The organism is Aquiflexum sp. TKW24L (genome assembly GCF_023502205.1).
Classification (GTDB): Bacteria; Bacteroidota; Bacteroidia; order Cytophagales; family Cyclobacteriaceae; genus Cognataquiflexum.
Map to the genome: position 1 here is coordinate 13,084 of NZ_JAMFLG010000035.1, position 26,871 is coordinate 39,954.

A 26,871-nucleotide genomic window follows, 5' to 3' on the forward strand; every position below is an offset into this window, starting at 1 on the left:
GGGTTTTAATAGGTTAATAAATTTTCTTTTGATTTGATTTTATCAATGTCGAGTTTGACTACATTTTGGATTAATCCAGATCTCGAAAGGCGCTCAATATAGTCAATAATATCCACTTCAGAAGTAAAATCTTGGATGAGTAGGAAGTAATCAAAGATTTTCAATTCAGGGATTAGGTATAATGAACTGGTGTCAAGAAAGTGTGATTTGTTTTTCAATAATTGGAGAAATCCATTTTCTTTCTCCCTCCGATATTGCGATATACTGAGTTTGGTACCATTTACAAATTCAAGTTCATAGTCCTCAGTTTTTGCTAATTTCTCTTGGAGTGAATTATTGACGATCCATGCCATCTTATAGTCTTTTACCGGCGCCACAATCCCAAGAAGATCAAATTCATACAGGTGTTCAACAACTAATTTATTTTTCTTCATTTGTGGAAGAATTTAACTTAACAAAATTAAAAATAATCTTCCAACATCTGGCACCACAAATAATATCTTGATTTAGGTAAGGTATTTTTTTGGCAATAAGGTTTTAAATCTATTTCTTTGCGGAGTGTTTTAAATTAAACTGTTCGAAAAATGTCTGAAATTGCACAAAAAGTTAAAGCCATTATCGTTGATAAATTAGGCGTAGAGGAATCAGAAGTGACTCCTGAGGCTAGCTTCACTAATGATCTTGGCGCTGACTCACTGGATACAGTTGAGCTTATTATGGAATTCGAAAAAGAATTCAACCTTTCTATTCCAGATGACCAAGCTGAGCAAATCGGCACAGTAGGTCAGGCTATCAGCTATCTGGAGGCAAACGTAAAATAAAATATTCATTCAAAATTCATTTATGAATTTAAGAAGAGTTGTAGTAACAGGTTTAGGTGCCCTTACACCGATTGGAAATTCTGTCCCAGAATTCTGGACCAGTTTGTCAAACGGTGTGAGCGGTGCTGCACCTATTACTAGATTCGATGCTTCACTTTTCAAAACCCAATTTGCCTGTGAAGTCAAAAACCTTGACGTAGAGCAGTTTATTGACAGGAAGGAAGCCAGGAAAATGGATCTTTTTACTCAGATGGGGCTAATTGCAGCAGATGAGGCGATCAAAGATTCAGGTCTTGATCTAGAAAAAATCAACTTAAACAGAGCAGGTGTCATCATGGGTTCAGGCATTGGTGGTCTCAAGTCTTTTCAGGACGAGGTCACTGATTTTGTACGGGGCGATGGTACACCAAGGTTCAATCCCTTCTTTATCCCCAAAATGATAGCTGACATCTGCGCAGGTTTCATTTCGATTAAGTACGGATTTAGAGGTCCTAATTTTGTAACAGTTTCGGCATGTGCTTCTGCCACAAATGCCATTATTGATGCTTTTAATTATATCAGGTTAAATAAGGCCGACATCTTCATAACCGGTGGTACAGAAGCTACCATTACTGAAGCTGGTGTGGGAGGATTTAATGCATTGAAAGCACTATCACAAAGGAATGATTCTCCAACGACAGCCTCCCGACCATTTGACAAAGACAGAGATGGATTTGTACTGGGCGAAGGAGCAGGATGTCTGATCTTAGAAGATTATGAACATGCCAAGGCACGTGGAGCAAAAATATATGCCGAATTAGTAGGCGGAGGAATGTCTGCTGATGCTTATCACATTACAGCTCCCCATCCGGAAGGAGAGGGTGCCAGTAATGTGATGAAAAATGCTTTGGAGGATGCTGAAATGCAACCTGAAGACATTGATTACGTCAATGTTCACGGTACATCTACCCCTCTTGGAGATATAAGTGAAGTAAAAGCAATTCAAAAGGTATTCGGCGAACATGCTTATAAAATAAATATAAGCAGTACCAAGTCGATGACCGGTCACCTTCTTGGTGCGGCCGGCGCAATCGAAGCCATCGCTTCCATACTTGCCATTAAAAATAGCCTGATTCCTCCTACCATCAATCACTTTACGGATGACGAGGATTTTGATTCTAGATTGAATCTGACTTTCAATAAAGCCCAAAAAAGAGAAATCAGGACGGCATTGAGTAATACCTTTGGATTTGGTGGGCATAATGCTTCCATCATTTTCAAAAAATTAACAGAGTAACATTGAAACTGTCAAGATTACTTCGGCTTAGGTCTCTGTTCTATTCTAAATACGAAAAAAGGCTTGCCTCCTCCATCAAACATATGGTTGGAAGCAAGCCTTTTAATTTGACCCTATACAAACTCGCAATCAAGCATGCGTCCGCAGCAGAAGAATCCATCAATGGAATGAAAATTTCTAATGAAAGATTGGAATATCTTGGTGACGCGATTTTGGGTGCAGTAGTTGCTGAATTTCTATTTAATAAATATCCTTATCGGGATGAAGGTTTTCTTACCGAAACAAGAAGCCGTATGGTAAATAGAGAGGCACTGAACCAAATTGCCATGAAAATCGGACTTTCCAAAATCATCAGTGAAGAATATAAGGGTAAGAATCTTAGTTCACACAAATCTCTTTATGGTGACGCTCTCGAAGCCATTGTAGGAGCAGTATATCTAGATAGGAATTTTGATTTTTGCAAAAACTTCATTTTAAAAAGGATCATCATCCATTTCGACCTTGACAATATCATAAGTACTACCACCAATTTCAAAAGCAAAATTATTGAGTGGAGTCAGAGAGAAAACTCTGAAGTGGACTTCAAAACTATAGCCATCAGTGGGGAACAGCGGTTTAAGGAATTTATCGTCGAACTCCATGTCAACAAGCAGTTGTTAGCTACAGGAAAAGGAGCTACAAAGAAGAAAGCTGAGCAGGAAGCTGCAAAAAATGGCTGTGAAATTTTAAACATAGCAGTTTAGAAAAAGTATATATGGGGTTAGTTTTAAGCTTCAATACCAAATAAATGTCAACATTGAAAATTGCTTGTGCCACAGTAAACCAAACTCCTCTAGATTGGGAGGGAAATATTGGTCACATCTCCCAAGCGATACTGAAAGCAAAATCCCTTGATGCCGATTTCATTTGCTTTCCTGAATTGGCTATCACAGGATATGGAAGTGAAGATTTATTTTTGAGTTATTGGTATCCTCAAAAAGCCCTAACCCAACTCGAAAAACTTCTCCCCTATTCCCTTGATATCACCATTGCAGTAGGTTTACCGATTAGAATACAAGACAAAGTTTACAACTGTGTGGCACTCCTTGAAAACCAAAAAGTAATTGGATTTGTGGCCAAGCAGTTTATGGCCATTGATGGCGTTCATTATGAATTCCGTTGGTTTACCCCGTGGGAACATGGTAAAGTAATTAATTTTGAATTTCAAGGAAATCAGGTGCCTTTTGGAGACCTAGTACTTGAAAAGAAAGGAATCAAATATGGTTTTGAGATCTGCGAAGATGCGTGGAGAGGAAGTGTCAGACCGGGCTATAGACTCAAAGAAAGAAATGTAGATATCATTTTCAATCCAAGTGCAAGCCACTTTGCAATGGGAAAAAGCATATTGAGGGAGCAACTCGTCAATGAAAGTTCGAAACTCTTAAATGCCACATATTTTTACATTAACCTTTTAGGTAATGAAGCCGGGAGGATGATTTTTGATGGCGAAATATTAGCCTCCAAAGATGGTAAGCTTATCATGAAAAATAACCTTCTTTCCTTTGAAGATTCTCAGGTTACGACTTTTGATTATGACAAACAAGCTGCAGACTATCCTGAGATTCAAAGCACTCACCAAAAAAATGAGGAATTTGTCAAAGCTTCCTCGCTGGCATTATTTGATTACCTGAGAAAAAGCAAAAGTAAAGGTTTTGTCCTTTCTCTTAGCGGTGGAGCAGATTCTTCTACCATTGCGGTGTTGGTTTCTGAAATGGTCCGACGGGGTGTAGAAGAACTTGGCGTAACTTCCTTTTTGAAGAAATTAGGTTCCTCATTTATTCCTTTGACCAATAATCCTGTAAAAGAAATAACGGGACAGGTTCTGACCACAGCATATCAGGCATCTGACAATTCTTCATTCGCTACCTTTCAAAGTGCTAAATTATTATCAGAAAGCATCGGTGCTGAATTCCTCAATTGGGAAATCACGGATGAAGTCAAATCTTACACTGAAAAAATCGAGAAATCATTGGGAAGGAAACTTTCCTGGAAGGAAGATGATATCGCACTACAAAACATTCAGGCAAGGGCAAGGTCCCCGATCATCTGGATGCTTGCTAATATAAAAAATGCACTTCTTCTCAGCACCTCCAACAGAAGTGAAGGAGATGTGGGATATACCACCATGGACGGCGATACAAGTGGGAGTATCTCGCCAATTGCGGCGGTGGACAAATATTTTATTCTCCAATGGCTAAGGTGGGCAGAGACTGAACTTCAGTATTCTGGATTGAAAAAAGTAAATGGATTACAACCCACTGCCGAACTCAGACCTTCAGAAAATCAGCAAACGGACGAAACCGACTTGATGCCGTATTCTGTTATTGTTGAGATTGAAAGGCTGGCAATACGGGACAAAAGATCTCCTGTGGACATTTATTTGATCTTGAAAGAGGAATTGAGCCTAGAAAATGGATTGCTAAAAAGCTATATTAAAAAGTTTTTCCGGCTTTGGTCCCGAAACCAATGGAAAAGGGAACGACTAGCACCATCGTTTCACTTGGATGAGTTTAACGTAGATCCAAAAACCTGGTATAGGTTTCCTATTTTATCCGGAGGATATGCAGAAGAGTTAAAAGAATTGGATGAAATTTGAATTTCAAAAATAATCACCTGACCCCCAAATAGTTAAGAACATGACATTACAACTGATAGTAGACTATATCGTATGGAGTCCAAATCCTGCTGTATTCCCAAGTTTTGAAAGATTGAGGTGGTACAGCTTGTTGTTTGCTCTGGGTTTTATTATTTCACAGCAAGTGATGATCTATATCTACCGCAAAGAAGGTCAAGATGATAAACTGGTAGACAAGCTGACCATTTATATGGTAGTGGCAACAATTATAGGAGCAAGATTGGGACATGTGCTTTTCTATGAACCTGAAAAATACCTCAGTAATCCGATAGAAATCCTCAAAGTATGGGAAGGTGGACTTGCAAGTCACGGGGCAGCAATTGCCATTTTATTTGCTCTGTACCTGTATGCAAGGAAAGTTCCGACTCAGACTTATTTGTGGGTGGTGGATAGAATAGTCATTGTGGTAGCCATGACAGGAGCTTTGATTAGAATCGGAAATCTGATGAACTCAGAAATTGGAGGCAAACCAACCGGGACGGACAGTGGATTCGTATATGCCCGTGACAGTGAAGAAATTTTAGAAACACTTAGAATTCCTGTTCAGGAAGTCAGTGCCTATAAACCTGAAAACCGCGAATCAGAATTGAAAGGAACGGGAATTGTACCAGTCAATATCGATATAAAAATAGAAAAAGGCGGATTTAGTGAAGCAGACCTCAAGACGACCTTGGATACTGATGTCAAATATGTTTTGACAAAATTCAAAAGCTCCCAAAAATACATGGCAGAAAGTGTCGAAACTCCACTTAATTTTGATTTAGTGGATAAGGGAGACCATTATTTGGCTACAATTTATACGTTTGGTATAGCAAGGTATCCAACCCAGATTTACGAGGCTATTTCTTATTTTGTAATTTTTCTAGTACTCCTTTGGTTATGGATGACTTACAAATCAAGATTGCCAGATGGATTACTACTGGGATTATTTTTAATCGCTGTATTTGGAATGCGGTTTGTTTGGGAATATTTGAAAGAAAACCAAGTTGATTTTGAGCAGGGACTCACTTTGAATATGGGCCAATGGTTAAGCATTCCCTTAGTGGTCGGAGGCTTGCTTTTGGTTGGATTGGCATTGAAAAAAGGATTCAAAGGAAAAATCGACTAGGGGACCGGGTCATGACCGTGCCCACCCCAGGGATTGCAACTTAAAATTCTTTTGATTCCCAGCCAACCTCCTTTGAAAATTCCGTGTTTCATTATGGCTTCCTTAGTATATTGGCTGCATGTAGGCGTATACCTACAGGAAGCGGGGATTAAAGGGGAGATCAGATATTGATACACCAAGACTGGGAAAATGGCGATTTTGCGGATAATAGTCTTCAAATTGGAGGTGTTTTCAGAATAAAGAAAAATAGCTAGCTAAAGTTCCTTAAACTTAAATTTAGTCCGATTATATTGAAAAATTTTTACAAATATAGTCTCCTTATCTCCTTTGTTTTCCTTGGATTTTTTGAGGTGAGAAATGCTATTGGTCAAACAGAGACAAATCAGCAGGACAGCATTAAAGTCAACCATCCTGATAAAGTGGTCATCAACAATATTTTTATAATAGGAAATGAAAAGACCAGAAAAAATATTATTCTCCGAGAAATAGATCTCAAAACAGGCGTAATATACGATTGGGATGAGCTCATATCTATCATTCAGGCGGATGAGAAAAAAATCTATAACCTACAGCTTTTTACAAGTGTTGAAATCACACCCTTACTTACTGACAATGAACAAATTGAAATTTTGGTTTCGGTGAAAGAAAGATGGTATATCATCCCCAACATTATTTTTAATCTCGCTGACCGGAACATTGCAGAATGGTGGACCAACCAAAACCGAGATTTTTCGAGGGTAAATTATGGGGCTAGGTTAGTCCATAACAATGTAGGTGGGAGAAATGAAAAGTTAAAAATAGGAGCCCAATTTGGTTTCGTAAGAGCATTTGAAGTCCTGTACAGTATTCCTTACTTGGATAGAAATCAAAATCATGGAATCACAGGTCAGTTTACTTATTTTACCCAAAAAACCATTCCGGTTAAATCAGCTTTCAACAAACAGGTTTTTTATACCAATGAAAATGAGGAAGTCTTAAGGAAAAATTCCTCCGCCTATTTCAGGTACAGTTATAGGGCGAGTTTTTATAATTTTCATTTTGTTACGTTTGGATATAATAATACAATTATCAACCCGGATGTATTGGTACAAAACCCCGATTATTTCCTCCATGAAAGTACCAAGCTAAATTATTTTGTATTGGGTTATACTTTTCGTCATGATAAAAGAAACAACATTCAATATGCCACTGAAGGAGAGTTGCTCAACGTGGGTTTGACAAAATATGGTCTCTTTAGGGCTGACGATATCGATGATACCGAAATCACCCTAAATGCAAACAAATATTTCTTATTGGGAGACAAATTTAATTTTGTGACAGGTTTATCCTTCAGTTCATTTTTGGAAAAAAGACAGCCATTTACCTTGGTAAGGGGTATCGGATACAATCCATATTTTATCAGAGGATATGAACTTAATGTAGTGGAAGGTCAGCAAACACTTGTACACAAAAACAGCTTCCGATTCAAATTTATTGATATCGGTTATGATATTGGCAAATTTGTTCCTTTGGAGGAATTTTCCTACCTCCCACTCAAAATGTATCTCGGTTTTAATTTTGACCATGGATTTGTCAATGACCGAAACAACATACCTGAAAATGTAAGACTTACAAATAAATACCTTTTTGGTTATGGACCAGGTCTGGACATTGTAACCCTTTACGATATGGTTTTAAGATTTGAGTACTCACTCAACAACCAGGGGGAACAGGCATTTTTTGTCAATTTCAGGGCACCTTTCTGAATAAACGAAAGTTAAACGTTTAATATCGGGTACTGATTTTTTCCTTTCCTTTTGTCCTTGTATTTTTAATTGAACCGGTTTCCCTCGGTTTTCAGACATGGCAGACTTTATCAAATTTCCATTACTCTTCTTTCTGACACTGGTCTGTAGTATAGCTTTTGCTCAAACCGGCACAGAAGCATTTCCTAGAGGAGGAAGAAGCATGGGATTGGGAAATGCCAATGTGACAATCGGGGATATTTGGAGCATTTTTAACAATATTGGAGGGCTCGCAAAAATCGAAAATACACAAGCCACTTTTTCATACGACCACAGATTAAACCTCGATGAGCTCACCACGTTGGCAGCAGGCGCTGTGATCAAAGGAAAGAACAAAGCTTTTGGTTTGGGAATTTCGAGCTTCGGCTCCGAGCATTACTCTCAAAACCAGATCGGAATCGGATTTTCAAACCAATTGGGAATTGCAAGCCTTGGCATAAAAGTCAATTACCTGCAGACAAGTATTGAAGGATTTGGCACCGGCGGGGCAGCAATAATTGAATTTGGAGGAGTTGCAGAATTGACCCCTGAACTGTTTTTTGGTGCGCATGTCTACAATGTAACGAGAGCAAAATATGGCAAAAACTCAGACGACAGATTGCCAACCACTGTCAAGGCAGGACTCTCTTACCGTCCCAATTCCAAAGTGATGGTAAATATGGAAGCAGAAAAAGACATTCTACTTGACCCAATGTTGAAAATGGGACTGGAATACAACCTGATGAATCGGGTATGGACAAGAGTCGGAATGAATACCCAACCCAATAAATTCTTTTTTGGAATCGGCTTTCGGCCGAAAAGATTCCACATCGACTATGCACTCACCCAGCATCCAAACCTAGGGAACACACATCATTTTTCTTTCAATTATTTATTTCTTGGAAAATGAGAATCCTGATTCTCCTCATAGTGATAAATATTTTTTTTGTCCAAAATACTATTGCCCAAACTTACCGAAAAGGTGAAATCAATCTTGAAAGCTTTATCGAGGAGCTTTTTGGAATGCAGCGGACAGACGAGAATTACGGAGATTTGTATGAAAGCCTTTTACAAGTTTTTCTCAATCCAATCAATCTCAACAAAACCAATGCAGAGGAATTGAAATCCATTTTTATTTTGACACCTGCACAGGTCAACGGTTTTATTGCCTACCAAAATCAATTTGGAAAATTGATTTCAATTTATGAATTGCAGGCCATTCCGGATTTTGATTTGGAAACAATCTATAAACTACTGCCATTTGTTGTTTTGGACGATTCTGAAAGAATGCAGGGCTCACTTGTAGACAGGATTTTTAACTCCAGGGATGCCTATTTCATTTTTAGACAAAACAGAGTCTGGGAAACGAGAAAAGGATATACCCCGGCTGATACATTGTCAAATGGAAACCTGACAAGCAGGTACTTGGGTGATCCAAGTAACCTTTATGGTAGATTTAGAATCCAACATTCGAAGGATTTCAGCCTTGGATTTACCATAGACAAAGACGCCGGCGAGCAGTTTATCTGGCATCCATCGACAAAACGGTATGGGTTCAATTTCTTCTCTTATCATTTTACGCTATACAATCAAGGAAAATTCCGTGCCATCACCATCGGTGACTTTCAGATGCAGACTGGTCAGGGATTGGTATTTGGTGCAGGTTTTGGGGTTGGCAAAGGCGCAGAAACCATTACTACGGTCCGACGAAGTACCATTGGAATCCGGCCTTATACAGCTGCTTTGGAATACGGATTTTTTAGGGGAGCATCAGCAACCTACAAAGCAGGCCCGGTCAACATCACCCTAATGGCATCCAATGCTCCTAGAGATGGAAACTTACAGATCCAGCTGGATACTTTGGAAACAGCAGAGGAAATAATCACCTCCCTCCAAAGCAGCGGACTGCACCGAACTGCCACTGAAATCAATTACAAAAGCAGAGTCCGTGAAAGAAATATGGGTGGAAATATACATTACCAAAGCAGGAAACGAGATTTGCAGATTGGAGCAAATATCCTTTACACCCAATTTGGGCAGGAATTTCAAAGGAATAGGCAAGTCTATAATCAATATGAATTCTTTGGAAAAGAAAATCGCTTACACAGCCTTTACTTTGCATACAATTACCAAAACTATTTTTTCTTTGGAGAGACAGCCATTTCTAAAAGCGGAGGAAAAGGATCAGTTTTGGGAATGATGAGTAGTCTTCATACTAAGCTTGGATTTTCAGTTTTGTGGCGAAGGTTTGACAGGGACTTTCACAGCTTTTATGGCAATGCTTTTTCAGAGGGAACGCGCCCTATCAATGAACACGGAGTCTATTTTGGTTTGAATTATAAGCCCAATCAAAAATTTAACTGGGCATTGTATTACGATTACTTTAAGTTTCCATGGTTGAGATATCGAGTTTATGCCCCTTCTTCGGGTAACGAATGGCTGACCAGATTTTCCTATTCACCTTCCAGAAAAATTTTGCTATTTGCACAAATCAGAGAAGAATCCAAAGCTAGAAATGTGAGTGAGCTGTCCAATAATTTTCAATCCAGCTATCAACTATCACAAGGTAGAAAATGGAATTATGCCTTCAACCTTGACTATGCCATCGACAATCATTGGAGCATCAAATCCAGGATCATGTCGAGCACCTTTGATTTTAATGGCAAGAAAACACGGGGTTTTGCGATAAGTCAAGACGTCAATGTAGATTACCAAAAGTGGCGGCTGTCTACCAGAATTGTTCTTTTTGACACGGAGGATTATGACAACAGACAATTTATTTTTGAAAGAAATGTACTTTGGCTGTTTTCAATCCCCGCCTTGAACGGTCAGGGAATGCGGTATTACCTTTTGGGCCAATATAAAATCAGCCCCAAATTGACTTTTTGGGCAAGGTATGGAAGAACAATTTACACTGATCGGGAAGTGATTGGAAGTGGTCTGCAAGAGATCAAAGGAAACACCATTACGGAAACAGTTTTTCAGCTCCAATACCAATTTAACCGATAATTTCCACCATCGGTACAATAAGAAAATCGGGTTTTTGATATCTTGAAAAGTCAAATTATCAACCTATGAAAAAAACACTTTTACTGATTCTGATCACTGCCTTAATTCTCCCTTTTAATTCATTCTCCCAAAATATAGACAAAAGCAAGCTTTCCAAACAGGAAGGTTTCTTCACTTTCTATACAGATGAAGACAAAGGAAAAATCTATCTGGAAGTGGATAAACTCGATTTTGAATTCTTATATGTGAATTCTATGCCGGCGGGAATCGGTTCCAATGACATCGGTCTCGACCGTGGGCAACTGGGAAGAACCCGTATCGTGGAATTCAGAAAAGCTGGAAATAAACTTTTATTGGTCCACAAAAATTATGATTTCCGGGCTTTCAGTGACAATGCATCGGAAGTCAAATCAGTAAAAGATGCTTTTGCAGAGTCCGTTCTTTGGGGTTTTGAGATCAGTAATAGTGAGGGAGGAAAGTTCTTGGTCGATGCCACCAACTTCTACCTGCAGGATGCGCACATGGTAGGCGAAAAACTTGGATCAGCCAAACAGGGAACTTACAAAACGGATCCTTCACGAAGCGCTCTTCACTATCCGATGACCAAAAATTTCCCTAAAAATACCGAGGTGGAAGCCATCGTGACTTTGACCGGAACTCCGACAGGTGCTTATATCAGGTCAGTGACACCTTCACCAGAATCAGTGACAGTGCGTCAGAGACATTCATTTATTGAGCTGCCTGACAGCAAATATATACCACGGGAATTCGACACCCGAGCTGGATATTTCCATATCGATTACATGGATTTCACGACACCGATCGGTGAACCGATGGTCAAAAAATACATCTCTAGACATAGATTGGAGAAGAAAGATCCTACAGCTGCTAATTCTGAAGTGGTCGAACCCATCGTTTATTACCTTGACAGAGGTACACCTGAACCTGTCAGATCAGCTTTGTTGGAAGGGGGGAATTGGTGGGCACAAGCTTATGAAGCTGCAGGTTTTAAGAATGCCTACCGTGTGGAATTGATGCCGGAAGGTGCAGACCTGATGGATGTCAGATACAATGTTATCCAATGGGTTCACCGCTCCACAAGGGGATGGTCTTATGGTTCTTCAGTTACTGACCCAAGAACTGGTGAAATCATTAAAGGACACGTGACTTTAGGAAGTCTCAGGGTTAGACAGGATTTTTTGATAGCACAGGGATTGATTCAGCCATTTGAAGATGGGAAACCAAAAAATCCTCAAATGCTTGAAATGGCATTGGCGAGATTGAGACAGCTTTCTGCACATGAGATTGGACATACGTTGGGTTTGGCGCATGCCTATGCTTCCTCTCCCACCAACCGCGCTTCTGTCATGGATTATCCTTATCCGATGATCAAAATGGACGATGACGGTAACATAGACATCTCGGATGCCTATGACGACAAGATCGGAGATTGGGACAAATGGGCAATCCGATATGGGTATGAGACCGTTCCTGCCGGAAAAACAGAGCAAGAGCATCTCAAAAAATTACTTGAAGACACTTATGCCGCTGGACATACCTTTATCTCAGACATGGATTCAAGACATCCAAGTGGAGGCCATCCCACTTCCCATCTTTGGGACAATGGTGCCTCTGCACCTGATGAACTCATGAGGATGATGGCCATGCGGTCTAAGAAGCTGAATTCTTTTGGATTGAATGCCATAGATGAAAACCAACCTGAGGCATTGATGGAGGAAGTACTTACTCCTCTATTTTTGATGCATAGGTACCAATTGGAAGCAACGAGCAAACTTGTGGGCGGATTGGATTACACATATAAAGTCAAAGGCGATAACCAAAGGGTCCAATCCAGATTAGAAGCATCCAAGCAAAACGGTGCTTTGGACGCTTTGCTTTATGCCATTCAGGCAGAACAATTGGCGGTACCGACACAGATTTTGGACAGAATTCCTCCCCGCCCTATGGGTTATTCCAGGACCAGGGAAACTTTCCCTTCAAGGAATGGGCTGAACTTTGATCCTTTGGCTCCTGCAGAAAATGTGGTAGACCACATTTTTGGATTCTTATTTGAGTCGGGAAGGGCTAACAGATTGCATCAGCAAAAATTGTTTGATGCCGGTTTACCTTCTTTTGCGGAAGTATTGCAAAAAGTAACCAAACAGGTTTTTGATAGGAATTCTGAAAGCACCTACAATGGTGAAATCAACCTGATGATTCAAAACAAACTTACAGACCACCTGATCAACCTTGCCAAAGATCCTAGGGCAACGGCCACAGTGAAGGGCATTACTAGAAATCAATTAAGGGAAATTGCCTATTGGAATTGGAATAAAAATGAAAGCAAAACAGCTTCTTCCAAAGGTACCTCAGACGAATTTCATCGATACTTGGCTGACAAAATCAATAATTTCTTCAGTGAAAAAGAAGAATTCAGCATTCCTGCCGAATTGGCTATTCCGGACGGGGCACCGATCGGAACGACGGATCTGAGCTGTGATTTTGAATATTGAAAAAAACCAAAATCAAATCAACAAACCCGATTGAATATATTTCAGTCGGGTTTTTTATTGGATTGTCTTTTTGGAGCCTGCACACTTTTTGGAACAATATTTCACATTTTCCCAATTCTTCTCCCACTTTTTCCTCCATGCAAAAGGTCGATTGCAGACAGGGCAAGTCTTGGTTGGTAATTCTGATTTCTTCATATACCAAAAAGCATTATTGTAATAAAAAGTTTGAAAAAATTTCCACTCTCACTTTTGTCTCAAATCTCATGTCTCAGATCTCAAATCTCAGATCTTGCTTCTCACCTCTTTCAGTGTTCTCCAAAAGTCTTTTCTCCTGCAGTAATTCCCAGTTCTAAAATATTCTGCCTTGGGGGTAATGGGCAAGTGGCATGTGGTGTAAAAACACAAGGGGGATTATAAGCTTTATTGAAATCCAATATCACCTTGTCTCCTGAAATTGGTTTTTTGACATACAAATACCTACCTCCACCATAAGTCTCTCCCCCGCTGGTATTGTCGGCAATAATTAGGTAAAGCTCATCCGCGGCATCCAAAGCATCAATCTTGTAGGTTTTCCCCTCTTTCTCAAATTCAACAAAGCCCGGTGATGGGTTTGGGGTGGTCTGTCCCAATACATTTGTAATCGGGATTTCCCGGATAGGTTCAAAAGGGACAAACCTCGCTTCAATTCTCCAATCCAAATCTACCGGATACCTTTCAATACCTTCAAATTGGGTTACAGCAGCTGTTTCCAAATCTCTCAACCTTACCCCATAGGCATCTGCCCTTTTGATGATGGTCCATCTCAGACTTTTCAGAGATAGCTTTTCAGCGACCTGTGTTTCAGTATCAAAGATTTTGACTTTTTCTTTCAACACATTTTCACCCTTAAAAACACTATCTGTTTTTGGGGTGAAATAAACTTTACCTTCTTCCAAAGTAAAAACCCCGATCGATTCTGGAAATCCATCAGATTCCAAGCGAAACCCAGATTCAGTACTGTTTCCAAAAGTGGTCTCTCCTACTTCCAGCCAATGCAATCCTATCAGGTTGAGCCAACCTTCATCTGCTTTCAAGGAATTGACTCTTTCTTGATACCATGTTTCTACGTCTGTAGCATGTTCCTCAGCGCTGATGTTATTTTCTTTGGTGTCACAAGCAAAACCCACATTTAAATAAGCTAAAATCAGAAAGAATCGAAATGGTATCATTGGTGTTTTAGTTTGTAATTGTGGCAAGTTAAAAATCTTATTTTCCAAAAAATATGTCTCTCACAAATTAAATCAGATAAAGGAAAACAGAAAATATTTCCGGTCGAATAAAATTTTTTCTATTTGAAATGAATGGTGAGTATCTTGAACATTGAATCAAACCAAATAACCATGAACATTTTTAAAAGAATAACAATAGTGGCAATATGCCTCCTGACTCCAATGGTGGCAATGTCCCAAACTGGCGTAGGAACCAAAAAACCAAAAGATGCGCAACAGCTTTTTGATGGAAGCCGAAAAATGCTGGATCAAAATTGGACTTATTGGCAAGGCCCAAGATTGAAAGCCGAACTTCCCATCAAATGGCAAATCGTAAAGGATCCGGTAGATAAAGGAACCGTAATGAACAGCAATGACCCCGCTGCTGCAGGCGGATTGTATGGTGCAGCGGATATAGTGACCAAAGAGGAATTCAAGGATTTTAGGTTGCATGTTGAATTTTTGATTCAGGAAGCAGGAGGCAATTCAGGAGTCTACCTTCAGAACAGATATGAAATCCAAATCCTTGATGGGGACTATGGTGACCATGGATTGGCTGCTATCATCAATGAACATATTCCAAATGAAAAAGCTTATAACGGAATTGGCAAATGGAATGCCTATGACATCAATTTCAAAGCAGCCAGATTTAAAGATGGAAAATTGGTAGAGAAAGCAAGAACCACCATCTACTTCAATGGTAAAAAAATCCATGAAGACAAGGCTATCAGCCAAGTTTGGGGTGGTCCTAACTCGGGACAAGATGGAGGGAATGATGGTGGAAAAGGCATCACTGACAGACCAGGAGGCATCAAGCTACAAGCAGAAGGGCATAATGTGCTTTACAGGAATATTTGGATCAAAAGCATCGACTTAGGGGAAAAGGGAACTGATTTTTGATCCAATATCATTCAAAAAATTTGATTAGGTAATTTTATAAAGTTTGGCAAATTCCAAAACATTGGGATACATCTTTTCCTTGATTTCAAAAACCTCGGCTACACTGAAAAACCTGATTTCAAGGCATTCAGGGGAAGGTTTGAAATCTAGGTGGAAAAATTCAGTAGCATAAACAGCATTGACAATATATTGACCTTTGGGATTGATGGCGGGGAAAAAATAAGAGGGATAATCAGAAATGGTCTTAGCTTCTAGGGCCATTTCTTCCTTTAATTCTCTTCGCAATCCTTCTTGGGGATTTTCTCCAAAATCCAATCCTCCACCAGGCAGTTCCCATAAGCCATTTTCTTCCCTGACCAAAAGGAATTTATTCGAAGAGTCTAAAACAAGGGCTTTGATCGAAACCCTATAGAAACAGTCAGGTATAGGGTATGTCATAGTAAATAGATCATTCAACTCAATATACAATGGCTATAAAAATAAAAAAACCTGTGAGGTAAGCCCACAGGTTTTTTTATTTTATTTTTTGGTGTTAGAAAAATCTGATCACCCTTACTCTTCTTGTCTCACTTTTTGGCTTAGACAATTGTTCTCCGGTCACAAAAGACATTACGCAAGCGTTGGTTGCATTTGATTCGCAAGAGCTCCAGTATTCTACCGTAGAAAATCCTCCAATTCTATCCCTGTTATCATAGAGATAATTCATTTCTTCTAGACTTGGCATAAACCAGTCATTGAAGCCTCCGAGATTAAAATTAAGGGTTACTCTTGCTGCAACTGTTCCATTATTTGCAGGATGGCATTGAGTTGGGTTATTGTAAAAATCAGGTAAAGCATCATGAAAAGCAAGAACCCTCTCCGTGTTAGTCCTTCCTGCACCGAGTGCAATAGAAGTACCTCCAACTGCAGTGCCTTGACAACCCCATTGGGATTCAAATACTTCCTCTACAGGAGCGATAATTATTCCGGTTCTTTTGCCTTCAACAAAACCTTCTTGCCCAGGTTGGAAAATATGGGCAACTACTCCTCCTTGAAAAGGCTCACCAATAGTAACATCTTCTGGACTCTCCTCTTTCACGCATCCGGAGAAAATGACAATAGTGCTCAACAAAATGAACACTATCGATTTTGACGATAATAGCTTGCGATATAACATATGACAATTTTTAGGTGGGTGATTAACTTCGCTTTTAAAACGAATTAAGCACAACAAAGTTAACATAAAATAAATACAAATCTATGGTTCAATAATTAAGTTTCAAATCAAAATTGATGCCTGATTATCAAATCTCCCAGTCAAAATGCCTCAACCGATAACATTGCATGGCATTTTGCCCAAGTTTATTGGCCAATTGATAATTCGCAACAGCTCCGACGCCTGCACCGATAATAGGTATAAGTTGCGCTAGCTTGACCAAATCAAGGTAATCCCGATATTCCAATTGAAAATCCCTCCAATCAAAATCAGATACATCAGCCGGCAATTTTGAAATATAGTCATCCCAATTTTCAAGCAGCAAAAGGGTCTGATTTCTGCTTCCCTGACTAGAAAAAGTCAATTTGAATATGTAAAGTAGGTACAGACGCTCTTCAAATTTCTTAACATCATAGCCATAGGCGGCAGCGATTTCAAAAAGCATTTTCATTTTGATGGTAAGGAAGGCCGGAAAATCTGCCAATCCTAATAAAATCCCACCTGCTCCGGTAATCGCTCCTTCGGCTGAGGCAGTTTTCTGATACAGCTTAATAATCTTTTTTACCTTAATCTCCCTTTCTTCCAAAGTCATGGACTGTAAAGGAGTAGGGGTGATGTATTTGGTGCCAAACAAAACACCTTTGACCATCTTCTCAATTGCGTAAGTAATTACCTGATGGACTTTTTCAGGAATGATGCTATTGATTCCCTCTTGTGTACTTTTAGTCAGTTTACTGACAAACCCAGGTTTTTTTCTGGTTTTTGCCAGCCATCCATTCAGCTCAGCATAAGCGATGTCATTATAATAGGACGTTGACAAATACTGAGGCATAACATAAATTTGTTTTATACCTCTTTATACCAATTTATGAAGCTCTGGGTTCAGATTCGAGCCGGGTAGTTTTGCCTATTTTCCGGTAAAGGTTAAATTATTTCTTTCAATTGCTCTTATTGCTTTTTGAAGGTTGGTCTCCTAAATCCCTGACAACAAGAATCCACCCATCTTCCAATTCCACAAAACCGTAATCAAAGCTGTAGGTGTACACATTTCCTTTCCAATTGATAAAAGTGTGGGTGTGGTATTTGAAATGATAACCTAGACGGTGAAGCCTCTCTTTTGGAACTTTCACCTTTTCTACCCCATCCACCAAAATACCTTCGAGAATATTCCTGTTTATTTTCAGGTAGCCCATGATGTTTCTGACTTCCGCACTATCCCCAATTCTTCTTTGGTTATTGTGGCTATTGCGACAATAGTCATCACAAAACTTTTTGTCTACCCTACCAAGTATTGATTTGCCACAATAGTGGCATTGTTTTCTATCTAAATCCATGTACAGCATATTAAAAATTTCGATAAATACTTATGATAGAAGTAAAAATATTTAGTAGTTTAGTTTAAAACAATACCCAAAACTGGGTATTTATTTCATAAAAAGTAAAAAACATCAGTCTAATATTGTACAATTCAAGTATTTAATTTAAATAATTGTATAGACCAAATTTTCGGATATTGCACTTTCAGTATTTTTCATGAATTTCTGTCATTAACATGACCATTTCATTTCTGATTTCGGAGGTTGGCCTGACGAAATTATTATTCATAAAAACATAGCGATAAGTCCTCCCCTTTCTGGTTTCTAACCAGCCACTTTGTAAATGCATATATCTTAAAGAACCAGTCTTTGCCCAGACAAAGGGAATCCCATTATCTGTTTTGTAGGCATTTTTAAGGGTTCCTGACACTCCACCTGCGGGAAGAAGTAGCTTAAGTCTTTCTTTATCCTGTATTTTTTGCTCCAATTTATTCAAAACCTCCAAGACTGTACCCGGCGTAAAAAGATTAAACCTTGACAGACCCGAGCCATCTTCCCAAATAGGTTTATGTTTCAAATCCTTTAAATGATTTTCCAAACTGTACTCAATGGTCTTGTTTATAGCTAGGGTATCTCCCACTACGCCTGAACAAATCAACAATATCTGCTCGGCAAGAAAATTATCACTCGGCAGCATCAAATGCTTATAAAGACTATCTGAGGGAATGCTATATAGAGTTTTTACACCAATCGGCTTTTGTTTTTTGATCAGAGTAATGTTCTTTTTCAAGGTATCCTGTAACAAAACCCTTGTGACTTCCATGTCCATGGGGAAAGGTATTTGGCTATCAAAACCAATTGGAATAGGAAGATTTGGCATTAATAATTCCGTTCCCATTTTGGACCTGCGGAATCCAAATCTATTGGTAACAAAACTCGAATCGACTTTGATATAATTCAGTATTGGTGGCGGACTGACTTTGAGTTTACTGCTTGAATCTGATTTTATGATTGTCTCATTGCCATACATGGGAAAATGGCTCAAATCTGCCCTCCAAGCACTTGGCTCAAATTCGATATCCGGATCTTTGGCAAAATATATTGTATGAGGACTTTTAGAGAGAAAATCAAATACTTTTCTATTGTCCAGTTTGGGATGCAAAAAAGAAGGATCTCCCGTACCCCATACAATCAATGAATCACCGTTGATATGGTATTTCAATCCAGGAATGGAATCCCCGAGAATATTCAAAGCTGCATACAATGTCAAGAGCTTGGTATTGGAAGCGGGCACAAAATACCTGTCATGGTTTTGTTCATAAATAATTTTCCCTCCCTCTTCCTGAAGCATAAATCCTACAAAGTGCTCCTGCATGATGTCGGATTGCTCAAACATCTTGCGGACTTTTCTGGAATTCAATTTTTGGGCTTCGGTGATTTGAACTGAAAACAGAACAGATAGAGTAAGAACAAAAATTGACTTTTTCATTAAGGATTGAGGTGTTTTTTGAGAAAATCAGCTGTGGCTTGGTTGACTTTGACCATGTTGGAAAAAATCATCCAATGGTGGCTATCGCCCGGTATAATCAGGTATTCATATGGCTTCTTACGCTCCTCAAATCTTCTGATTAAGTCTGTGGTCTGACTGACCTGGACATTTCTATCATCATCTCCATGGATAAACAAAACCGGGGAAGTCCAAGTCTGGATATAAGCAAGTGGGGATGAAAACCATGCAATCTTCACTGCCTCATCAAAATCCGAGGCTTTTTCATATCCTTCCGGCATTTCCAACCTTCCCGAGAGGTTGTGTACCCCATGGATATCTACACCTACTTTGAACAGACCGGAATCTTTTCCCAAAGCCAATGCCGTCAGGTATCCGCCATACGAACCGCCATAAATCCCGATCCTCTCTGCATCAACTTGAGGTAAACCTGCCAAATATTCTCCAGCTGCTTTGACATCCAAGTATTCCTCGGCTCCCTGCCAGTAGGTTCTTGCCGGTTTGTGAAATTCATATCCATAGCCTATACCTAACCTGAAGTTGACAGATAAGACCACAAATCCAAGCTCTGCGAGGTATTGGTTGACAGCATAGGTATTGGAATAATAATCCATATAGCTCCAACCCAAAAGCATCTGCCGCTGTGGACCCCCATGAACAAAAAGGACCGCCGCTTTTTTGGCAGGCCCCCCCTCTTTCTCAAAAAGCTGTCCGTGAACAGTGAGTCCATCGGGAGATTTGAAAGTGACCTGCTTGGGAACCACTAGATTTTTTGAAGGGAAATCCGCAGGAACCAAGTTCTCTGCAAGAAACTTAGATTTTTTACTTTGAATATCCACCACAGCCGGAAGCAGAGGCCGTTTTGCATTTGCAGAAAAATAGGCGACAGATTTGTTGTCAGAAAAGACAGCAGGAATGGCTTCAATACCTTCCCCTTCTGTCAAAAGCTTCATTTCTCCCCCATTGGCAGACACCATTCCGATATGTCGTCTGTCAATATCCTCCTTGGTAGAGCCAGTGTTGGTTGAGAAAACCAAAAACTTCTTGTCGGGACTTAATCTGATATGCTCTACCATATAGTTGCCTTTGGTCAATTGTTTCGATTGCCCACTTGCAGCATCTATGGAATAGAGGTGTGGCCAACCATCTTCGTAAGACAAGTACACAATTTTATTGTCCGCCGCCCAATTGAGGTTAAATCCTCCGTTGGTGGTGGGTACCGATCCCCGAAGTGTTTCCGGAGCTTTCCAACTTTTGGTAGCAGTACCTGAGTTGGCATCCGCCACCCAGATTTCCCAAGGGCTGTGTCTTTGTTCCAATAAAGGAAGCGCTTCGCCTTTTCCTCCATGCAATCTCACAAAAGCGATCTTGGCACCATCTGTAGACCATCTCGGGCTGACATCCCTGCTAAAAGAGGGAGCGATCCATTGGATAGGGTTGGAAGCACCACTAAAAATCCCTATCAATGAATGAGTACTTCTATTGGCTACAAAAAGTAACTTCTTTCCATCCGGAGACCATTCCAAAGAATGGATATTTCCTTTGGCTTCAAATAATTGAGACGCTTTTCCGTCCTGAGGGGAAATCGACCAAACCTGCCCGCCTTTGATGTAAGTTATGGTTTTGCTGTCAGGTGATATAGTGGGATAATCCCCTTCCGTCAAGGCTTTGGCATCTCCTCCACCAGTGGAAACTGTCCATAATTCAACCTTAGGCATCAAGGTTGATTGGGCTGGATTAAATCCCACATTCGTATCCCAATTGCTGCCATGTTCTCCGCCACGTACAAAAAGTAGCCAATTTCCATCCGGCGAAAATTGCAAACTGCTGATCTCCTGACCGTCATCTTTGTCAAATGTGGTGACTTTTCGTGGACTGAAATCCGGAGCCTGGGCCACATAGACATTCCTAAGTCCTTTTTCATTCATCGTCCAAGCCATCCTGTTGCCTGTATTGGAAGTGACCAATTCGGAGGGAAAGGAAAAGGAAGAAACCTGCTCCATGGTAAAGGATTGAGCAAAAATGGAAGCCCAAATCAGCAAGTATATGGAAATCGATAAGAACAGCTTTTTCATAGCATTATGGTTTAGATCAAAAATTACAAAAAAAGGCACTCTTTTGAATGCCTTTTTTTAATTTGGGAATAATTCTTTTTCTATGGTAAAATGGTGAAGTTCACATTTCTACCATTGCTTAGGTTATTAGAGGTCATGACCTCCACCCTGAGGGTGATGGCACCCGGACTTAATGCAGGAACAGTATATGCAAATGTATCATTGTAGGAATTCTGCCTATTATGACCTGATATTGCCTTGGTGGCAATTTCAGTTGCTTGGCCTGCGGCAATCTGGATCAGTTTCAGCTGAATGACATCTTCATTTTCGGAAAAATACCTGAAGTTTACATTAACTGTAGCACCTACACGCCCTGAGGTGGGCGAAAGTGTCATCACAGGAATTGTCGCTACCCTCCCTACAAGGTCATACCCTTCATTGTATTCTTCAAAACATGATGAAAGTGAAATAAGGAGGACTATTGAGAATATTGAAATATATTTTTTCATCTTTTTAGCGATTTAATATTAAAGATCCCAAAATACTCTAGCCAATAAGGAAGTCTCCGGAATATTGGAAGCGTTGTTATCCAATTCTGAAGGTGGGTATAAGAACCTTCTTGGAAATGCGCCATTAGTCAGGTTGTTAGGTGCAGGACTTATCTGGGGAGTACCGCTTACAGTCGGAGCCGCTCCAGCTGGAATACTCCTTCTCCAATCCACCCATGATTCCGTCTGAAGATACATATCGATATGCTTTTCATTAAACAGTTTTTCCAATCCACCTGCCTGGAGCGACGCACCTGTTTCGGATGCATAAATTGCCTCAAAAGCCGGATTGGCAGAACCTGTTACCCTCAAGACCGAAGCTTTAACTGCCGCATTATAGGCAGCTGCCGCCAAGTCAAATTGCCCTAACCTTATTCTTGCTTCAGCCTCGATGAATTTCAATTCCGCATAAGTCATAAAATTGGTTGGTGCACCGGGAGAGAAAACATAGGGACCCGGTCTAGACGTCCCCGCAGGAATACTTGGAGATCCATAAGGAGCACCCACAAATTGTCCATTGGAATTTGGTGCTACATAAAAAGGTAACCTAGGATCATGAACTCCCACGGCTACCCTATCACGGAGTTTTCTTACAAAAACCTCACAAACTGCGATGTTATTCTGCCCAAATGTACCTTGAAGAAATCCAAACCATGGACCTGCAGCGTCCGGTGTTGTTCCGAAGATCACTTTGAAATCATCTGCATTATTTAGGAACGCACCTGCGTTAATTGCCGCCAAAACATTATTGGCTGACCCCTGCGGATCGACTTTGCTCAAATGGTTTGCATACCTTGCTTTGAGGGAATTAGCAGCTTTAATCCACTTTGGTATTGAATTGGTTCTCCATGCATTTTCATTTGCCGCAGGATAAATCAAGTCATTGTTTGATGGAGAAAAAGTGCTGCTAGCGTTTAAATCAGCAATTGCCTCATCTAGCAAACTGAAAATCTGAGTGTAAACCGCCTGTCCCCCATCAAATTTTGGTTGAGGAAATTCCACCGGATTCAATGCCTCTGAAAACGGAACATCACCCCATAGATCAACGAGATTGCCTAATAGCAAGGCGGTCTGGATTTTGGCTACTGCTCTGTAATGGGTAGAGCCATTTACCTCCGACTTGGCTATGATTCTTTTTAAATCCGTCAAAGCACCTGCGTAGAAATGATTGTTCCAGGTAGCCTGAAAATTGGCCGGAACGTAGGAATAGATGGTAATATTCTGCTGAACATTGAGTGTACCTGTCATGTATTGGACTAGTGTACTTGCTGACTGAGCAGCAAAATCACCTATTGCCCAAGTCATATTGGCTTGGGTGGCAGGCAAGGTTACATTTACCGGCGCATCAGATACGGCGTTGGGATTGATATTTGCATCCTGCAAATCACAACTGAATACCGTCATTCCAAGAAAAAGTGCCAGTCCCTTATTTAATATATTGTTTTTCGATTTCATCTTTTCTTCATTTATCATTGGAGATCATTAAAATCCTAAACTCAAATTGATTCCCATACTTCTTGTGGTAGGTGTACCAAATGCATCAACACCCATAGAACTGTTGGGACCTCCGAGGTTTGTCTCAGGATCTACACCGGAATACCCTGTAAGTAAAAGGACATTTCGAGCATACAAGCTTACATTCAGCGACCTCATTTTAAGCCTATTCGCAACTTCCCTAGGCACAGAATAAGATAAGTTGATGTCCCTCAGTCGGATCCATGTCCCATCTTCAATAAATCTCTCGGCTATGTCTCTGTTGCCCGTTGCATTGTTATAGTAAGCAGCATCACTGATGAGAACTTCCTGGGTATTTGGTGTTCCGTCTTCTTTCACTCCACGAAATACAACCAAGCTTCCTCTGTCTTCAGTAAAGGCACCCACACCTTGGGCTCTCATCCAGTTGGTAGTTACATTTGCCACATCGCCACCGATCCTGAAGTCCCATAAGAAGGAAAGTAAAAAGTTTTTATAAGAAAGGTTATTTCTCAAACCAAGAAGAAAATCCGGTGTAGGATCTCCTATTTTTAGATCCCCCGAGGGATTGCTTTGTGATGGCATTTCCCGCATAGGGTAACCATTTGCACCAATTACTACTTCACCATTAGCATCTCTTCGGAATCCTGTTCCATAAAATACGCCGTAAGGTTCTCCCTCTTTCACTAGTGGTCTAAGGTTACCAAATCCAGCCAAAGCGATCCTGTCAACAGGAAGTTCCAAAACGACATTCCTGTTTCTTGAGAAGTTGGCTATCATATCCCACTTTACTGCCCTATCAACAAGGGTAGCATTTCCAATGATTTCCCACCCTTTGTTTTGGATGGTACCTGCATTGATAATTTGGGTGGAAAAGCCTGTACTTCCAGGTACCGAAATGAAAATGATCTGGTCTTCTGTTCTTTCCCGGTAGTAGGTGATGTCAAGACCGAGTTTATTTTCAAGGAACCTGAATTCACCACCAAACTCCCAAGTTCTATTTCTTTCCGGTCTTAGATTGGGATTGCCTGAGGAAGCAGAAAGCTGGGAACCTCCGATTCCCGAAGGAAGCGGAAACACCAATCCACCACCCCAAACACCGGAAACTGAAGCCCTATCATAATAAGTCTGGTCTGTATAAACAGGCGCGTCCCTACCTGCCTCAGAATAGGAAGCCCTTAATTTACCAAAACTGAATGCTCCCTGATCTAAATTGAAAGCTTCCGTGAATACAAAACCAGTACCTACAGAACCATAAAAGAAGGAGTTATTTGGTGGCCTTAATGTTGACGTCCATTCATTCCTTCCATTTAATTCCAAAAAGAGGTAATTTTTGTAATCCACCGAAACTCTGGAGAATAACGCCGCAGTCTTTTTCAAGGACTGGAATTGGGTCTGGACCAGATTTGTCTGGGCATTGGAGATATTATACAATCCCGGAATTGCAAGGTTTCTTCCATCAAAAAACTGGTCCCTGAAAGACCTAGAGAAGAAATTGTTTCCAACCAACGCCGTAAAATTTACATCATTCACCTTTTTGGTTGCAGTGACGATAAGGTCAGAGTTGACCAGTCTGTCATTGAAGGTCTGTTCTTGGACCCTTCCACCCGGTAAGGCATCCCCACCAAATGAACCTACAGCCCATCGTTGATTCCTCTTGTCTGATGAAACATCAGTACCCAATCTGTACATGGCACTCAGCCAAGGAGTGATTTGGTAATTTGTCTGAATAAATCCAATCATCCTATTTACTTCATCCGAAAACGGATTATTGTTGATCGTCCAGAAAGAATTATCCGGTGAATTGTTTCTAAATGCTCTTTGACCTCCATTTGGCAAAAGAAAACCTTCAGCATTGTTAAAACTGGGTGGAGTCCTGATGGTACCTTGGACGACATCTGCAAAATTATCTCCCCGACCAAATCTCGTACTAGTTGAGTGTACATAAGTCGCAGATGCAGTAACTTTTAATTTGTCTGTAAGGCTAGACTCCCCAGTAATCTTAAATGAAGTCCTTCCAAAATCATTATTGGGAATTATACCGGATTGTCTGAAATCACCCACGGAAAGAAATAACGAGCTATACTTGTTTCCTGCAGACACACTTAAATTGTTGTCAATTGTCAATCCTGTCTGGAAAAACAGGTCCTGGTTATTCACAGGAGTCAGCGTGGCATTTGCAACAGCTGAAGGATCATTCATGTCTACCAAGAAACCTCTTGGATTGGCCGGGTTATTTGTAGCTCCATTGTACCGCAAAGTGGTCAATGGTGGACCAAAATGGCCAAATGTGGTTGTACCATAAAGACCATTGTCTCCTTGGGCGTATGTCATCTGAGCAGGAAAATTCTGCATGATCCTGTCACCAGCTATATTAGAAGAAAAGTTGACCTGCAGGTTTTGGCCTTCAGACCTTGCTCCTTTTTTGGTGGTAATGATGATTACCCCGGATGCGGCCTGAATCCCGTAAAGTGAAGTGGCGGCCGGCCCTTTCAATACATTTATGGATTCGATATCATTGGGATTGATGTCAACTGCTCTATTAGATACATCGACTCCTGATGACCTTGATCGGGTCCTAAAATCATTGTTTACCGGAATACCGTCGATGACAAATAGCGGCTGGTTTTCACCAGAGATAGAAGACATGCCTCTAATGATAATACTTGAAGCAGCACCGGCTGAACCTCCCTGCCTTGTGATCTGAACACCTGCAACTTTAGCATTTAAAGCATCCACAATATTACCTTCTCTTGAAAGTGATATTTCCTGGCTTTTGACTTCCTGAGTTGCCGAAACGAGGGACTTTTTCTGCTGTTCTATCCCGAATGCAGTCACAACTACCTCGGACAATTGTCTCGTATCGGTCACCATGATGACATCAATGGTAGTCCTGTTGTTGATTTGAACAGATTGGTTTTCAAAACCAATAAATGAAAACGTCAAAACATTGCTTCCTGTGGGAACATTGACGGAATAATTCCCATCAATATCTGTTACTGAACCCACCGTGGTGTTCTGCACTAAAATTGTTACTCCAGGAAGTGGAAGTCCATCTTCGCGGGAGGTTACTTTTCCTTTAATGGTGACATTCTGTGCATACAATTCAGGTATGCCAGAGAATATACCAAAAAAGATAAGAATGAAAATGGTAAATTTTCTCTTCATAACTTTGTGGTTTAGATTAAGAAAGAATATAGATTTGAAATACCAGGTAACCTGGACCGGAACAAGTTTAATTTCAGCAGTGTGGGATTATAAATTCAGTGGCCAAATGAGCTTAAAAACCCCCAAAATATGACTTGCTACACATCAAAAGAATGCATTAATTTCCTTTGATAAAATTAAATTATAGTTTATCTGTTAAAAAAACTACTTGTTCGTGTAAAAAAAATAAAATTCAAGACATTATATCTTCAAAAATTAATCAACAAAATTAAGTTCTAAATTTTTTTATTTATCCAACA

General features: G+C 40.2%; 23 protein-coding genes. 10 read left to right on the top strand and 13 right to left on the bottom strand.

The features are described 5' to 3' along the window. Positions 1-5: 5 nt before the first annotated feature. On the bottom strand, positions 6-434 hold the full coding sequence (locus M3O96_RS17875; protein WP_249722799.1) for an IPExxxVDY family protein: 429 nt from the start codon (positions 432-434) through the stop codon (positions 6-8). A 150-nt stretch (positions 435-584) separates the two neighbouring features. Between M3O96_RS17875 and M3O96_RS17880 the strand changes: the two genes are divergently transcribed. The 5 genes from M3O96_RS17880 to M3O96_RS17900 all read left to right on the top strand — a co-directional run bounded on the left by M3O96_RS17880 (position 585) and on the right by M3O96_RS17900 (position 5,879). Next, complete coding sequence (locus M3O96_RS17880; protein ID WP_113925470.1) at positions 585-821, top strand: acyl carrier protein; 237 nt, start codon at positions 585-587, stop codon at positions 819-821. Positions 822-843: 22 nt separating this feature from the next. After that, entirely contained in the window at positions 844-2,097 is a 1,254-nt protein-coding gene (gene fabF, locus M3O96_RS17885) for a beta-ketoacyl-ACP synthase II (RefSeq protein ID WP_249722801.1), read from the top strand. An 83-nt stretch (positions 2,098-2,180) separates the two neighbouring features. After that, positions 2,181-2,840: a ribonuclease III gene (gene rnc / locus M3O96_RS17890; protein WP_249722803.1), complete on the top strand. Its 660-nt coding sequence runs from the start codon at positions 2,181-2,183 to the stop codon at positions 2,838-2,840. Positions 2,841-2,884: 44 nt separating this feature from the next. After that, a complete protein-coding gene (nadE, locus tag M3O96_RS17895) occupies positions 2,885-4,732 on the top strand; it encodes an NAD(+) synthase (RefSeq protein WP_249722805.1) in 1,848 nt (615 codons plus the stop codon). A gap of 40 nt (positions 4,733-4,772) precedes the next feature. Then, positions 4,773-5,879, top strand: a complete 1,107-nt coding sequence (locus M3O96_RS17900) for a prolipoprotein diacylglyceryl transferase (RefSeq protein WP_249722807.1) — start codon at positions 4,773-4,775, stop codon at positions 5,877-5,879. Here the strand turns inward: M3O96_RS17900 and yidD are convergent. After that, positions 5,876-6,097: a membrane protein insertion efficiency factor YidD gene (gene yidD / locus M3O96_RS17905; RefSeq protein WP_249722809.1), complete on the bottom strand. Its 222-nt coding sequence runs from the start codon at positions 6,095-6,097 to the stop codon at positions 5,876-5,878. The genes M3O96_RS17900 and yidD overlap by 4 nt on opposite strands. A 72-nt stretch (positions 6,098-6,169) precedes the next feature. On the opposite strand from yidD, the gene M3O96_RS17910 reads away from it, so the two are divergent. From M3O96_RS17910 to M3O96_RS17925, 4 genes are all read left to right on the top strand, one after another. Continuing rightward, positions 6,170-7,624, top strand: coding sequence for a POTRA domain-containing protein (locus M3O96_RS17910; RefSeq protein ID WP_283774034.1), 1,455 nt, complete (start codon positions 6,170-6,172; stop codon positions 7,622-7,624). Positions 7,625-7,721: 97 nt separating this feature from the next. Continuing rightward, the gene (locus M3O96_RS17915; RefSeq protein WP_249722811.1) at positions 7,722-8,552 is read left to right on the top strand and encodes a PorV/PorQ family protein; all 831 of its coding nucleotides are present in this window, start codon (positions 7,722-7,724) and stop codon (positions 8,550-8,552) included. Then, positions 8,549-10,651 carry a ComEA family DNA-binding protein gene (locus M3O96_RS17920; RefSeq protein WP_249722813.1) on the top strand — a complete coding sequence of 701 codons (2,103 nt, stop codon included), beginning with the start codon at positions 8,549-8,551 and terminating at the stop codon, positions 10,649-10,651. The genes M3O96_RS17915 and M3O96_RS17920 overlap by 4 nt, the downstream gene beginning before the upstream one ends. A 65-nt stretch (positions 10,652-10,716) precedes the next feature. Then, on the top strand, positions 10,717-13,164 hold the full coding sequence (locus M3O96_RS17925) for a zinc-dependent metalloprotease (RefSeq protein ID WP_249722814.1): 2,448 nt from the start codon (positions 10,717-10,719) through the stop codon (positions 13,162-13,164). 54 nt (positions 13,165-13,218) lie between these two features. Here M3O96_RS17925 and M3O96_RS17930 read toward each other — a convergent pair whose 3' ends face one another. Together M3O96_RS17930 and M3O96_RS17935 are read right to left on the bottom strand one after the other, a co-directional pair. Continuing rightward, positions 13,219-13,359: a DUF2256 domain-containing protein gene (locus M3O96_RS17930; RefSeq protein ID WP_249722815.1), complete on the bottom strand. Its 141-nt coding sequence runs from the start codon at positions 13,357-13,359 to the stop codon at positions 13,219-13,221. A 110-nt stretch (positions 13,360-13,469) separates the two neighbouring features. Beyond that, positions 13,470-14,372, bottom strand: coding sequence for a DUF1684 domain-containing protein (locus M3O96_RS17935; RefSeq protein WP_249722816.1), 903 nt, complete (start codon positions 14,370-14,372; stop codon positions 13,470-13,472). Positions 14,373-14,543: 171 nt separating this feature from the next. On the opposite strand from M3O96_RS17935, the gene M3O96_RS17940 reads away from it, so the two are divergent. Continuing rightward, positions 14,544-15,311 carry a 3-keto-disaccharide hydrolase gene (locus M3O96_RS17940; RefSeq protein WP_502798921.1) on the top strand — a complete coding sequence of 256 codons (768 nt, stop codon included), beginning with the start codon at positions 14,544-14,546 and terminating at the stop codon, positions 15,309-15,311. 24 nt (positions 15,312-15,335) lie between these two features. Here the strand turns inward: M3O96_RS17940 and M3O96_RS17945 are convergent, their stop codons facing one another. The 9 genes from M3O96_RS17945 to M3O96_RS17985 form a co-directional block, all read right to left on the bottom strand. Then, a complete protein-coding gene (locus M3O96_RS17945; RefSeq protein ID WP_249722817.1) occupies positions 15,336-15,749 on the bottom strand; it encodes an NUDIX hydrolase in 414 nt (137 codons plus the stop codon). A gap of 94 nt (positions 15,750-15,843) precedes the next feature. Then, on the bottom strand, positions 15,844-16,422 hold the full coding sequence (locus M3O96_RS17950; RefSeq protein WP_249722818.1) for a hypothetical protein: 579 nt from the start codon (positions 16,420-16,422) through the stop codon (positions 15,844-15,846). 172 nt (positions 16,423-16,594) lie between these two features. After that, positions 16,595-17,338, bottom strand: a complete 744-nt coding sequence (locus tag M3O96_RS17955; protein WP_249722819.1) for an EcsC family protein — start codon at positions 17,336-17,338, stop codon at positions 16,595-16,597. A gap of 106 nt (positions 17,339-17,444) precedes the next feature. Beyond that, positions 17,445-17,840 carry a hypothetical protein gene (locus tag M3O96_RS17960; RefSeq protein ID WP_249722820.1) on the bottom strand — a complete coding sequence of 132 codons (396 nt, stop codon included), beginning with the start codon at positions 17,838-17,840 and terminating at the stop codon, positions 17,445-17,447. Between the two features lie 187 nt (positions 17,841-18,027). Then, entirely contained in the window at positions 18,028-19,311 is a 1,284-nt protein-coding gene (locus tag M3O96_RS17965; protein WP_249722821.1) for a D-alanyl-D-alanine carboxypeptidase, read from the bottom strand. Beyond that, on the bottom strand, positions 19,311-21,404 hold the full coding sequence (locus tag M3O96_RS17970) for a S9 family peptidase (RefSeq protein ID WP_249722822.1): 2,094 nt from the start codon (positions 21,402-21,404) through the stop codon (positions 19,311-19,313). The genes M3O96_RS17965 and M3O96_RS17970 overlap by 1 nt, the downstream gene beginning before the upstream one ends. A gap of 80 nt (positions 21,405-21,484) precedes the next feature. After that, positions 21,485-21,892 (bottom strand): hypothetical protein, encoded by a 408-nt coding sequence (locus M3O96_RS17975; protein ID WP_249722824.1) that lies wholly within the window; start codon positions 21,890-21,892, stop codon positions 21,485-21,487. A gap of 18 nt (positions 21,893-21,910) precedes the next feature. Continuing rightward, entirely contained in the window at positions 21,911-23,386 is a 1,476-nt protein-coding gene (locus M3O96_RS17980) for a SusD/RagB family nutrient-binding outer membrane lipoprotein (RefSeq protein WP_249722826.1), read from the bottom strand. A 27-nt stretch (positions 23,387-23,413) separates the two neighbouring features. Continuing rightward, complete coding sequence (locus M3O96_RS17985; protein ID WP_249722828.1) at positions 23,414-26,572, bottom strand: SusC/RagA family TonB-linked outer membrane protein; 3,159 nt, start codon at positions 26,570-26,572, stop codon at positions 23,414-23,416. Between the last annotated feature and the right edge of the window lie 299 nt (positions 26,573-26,871).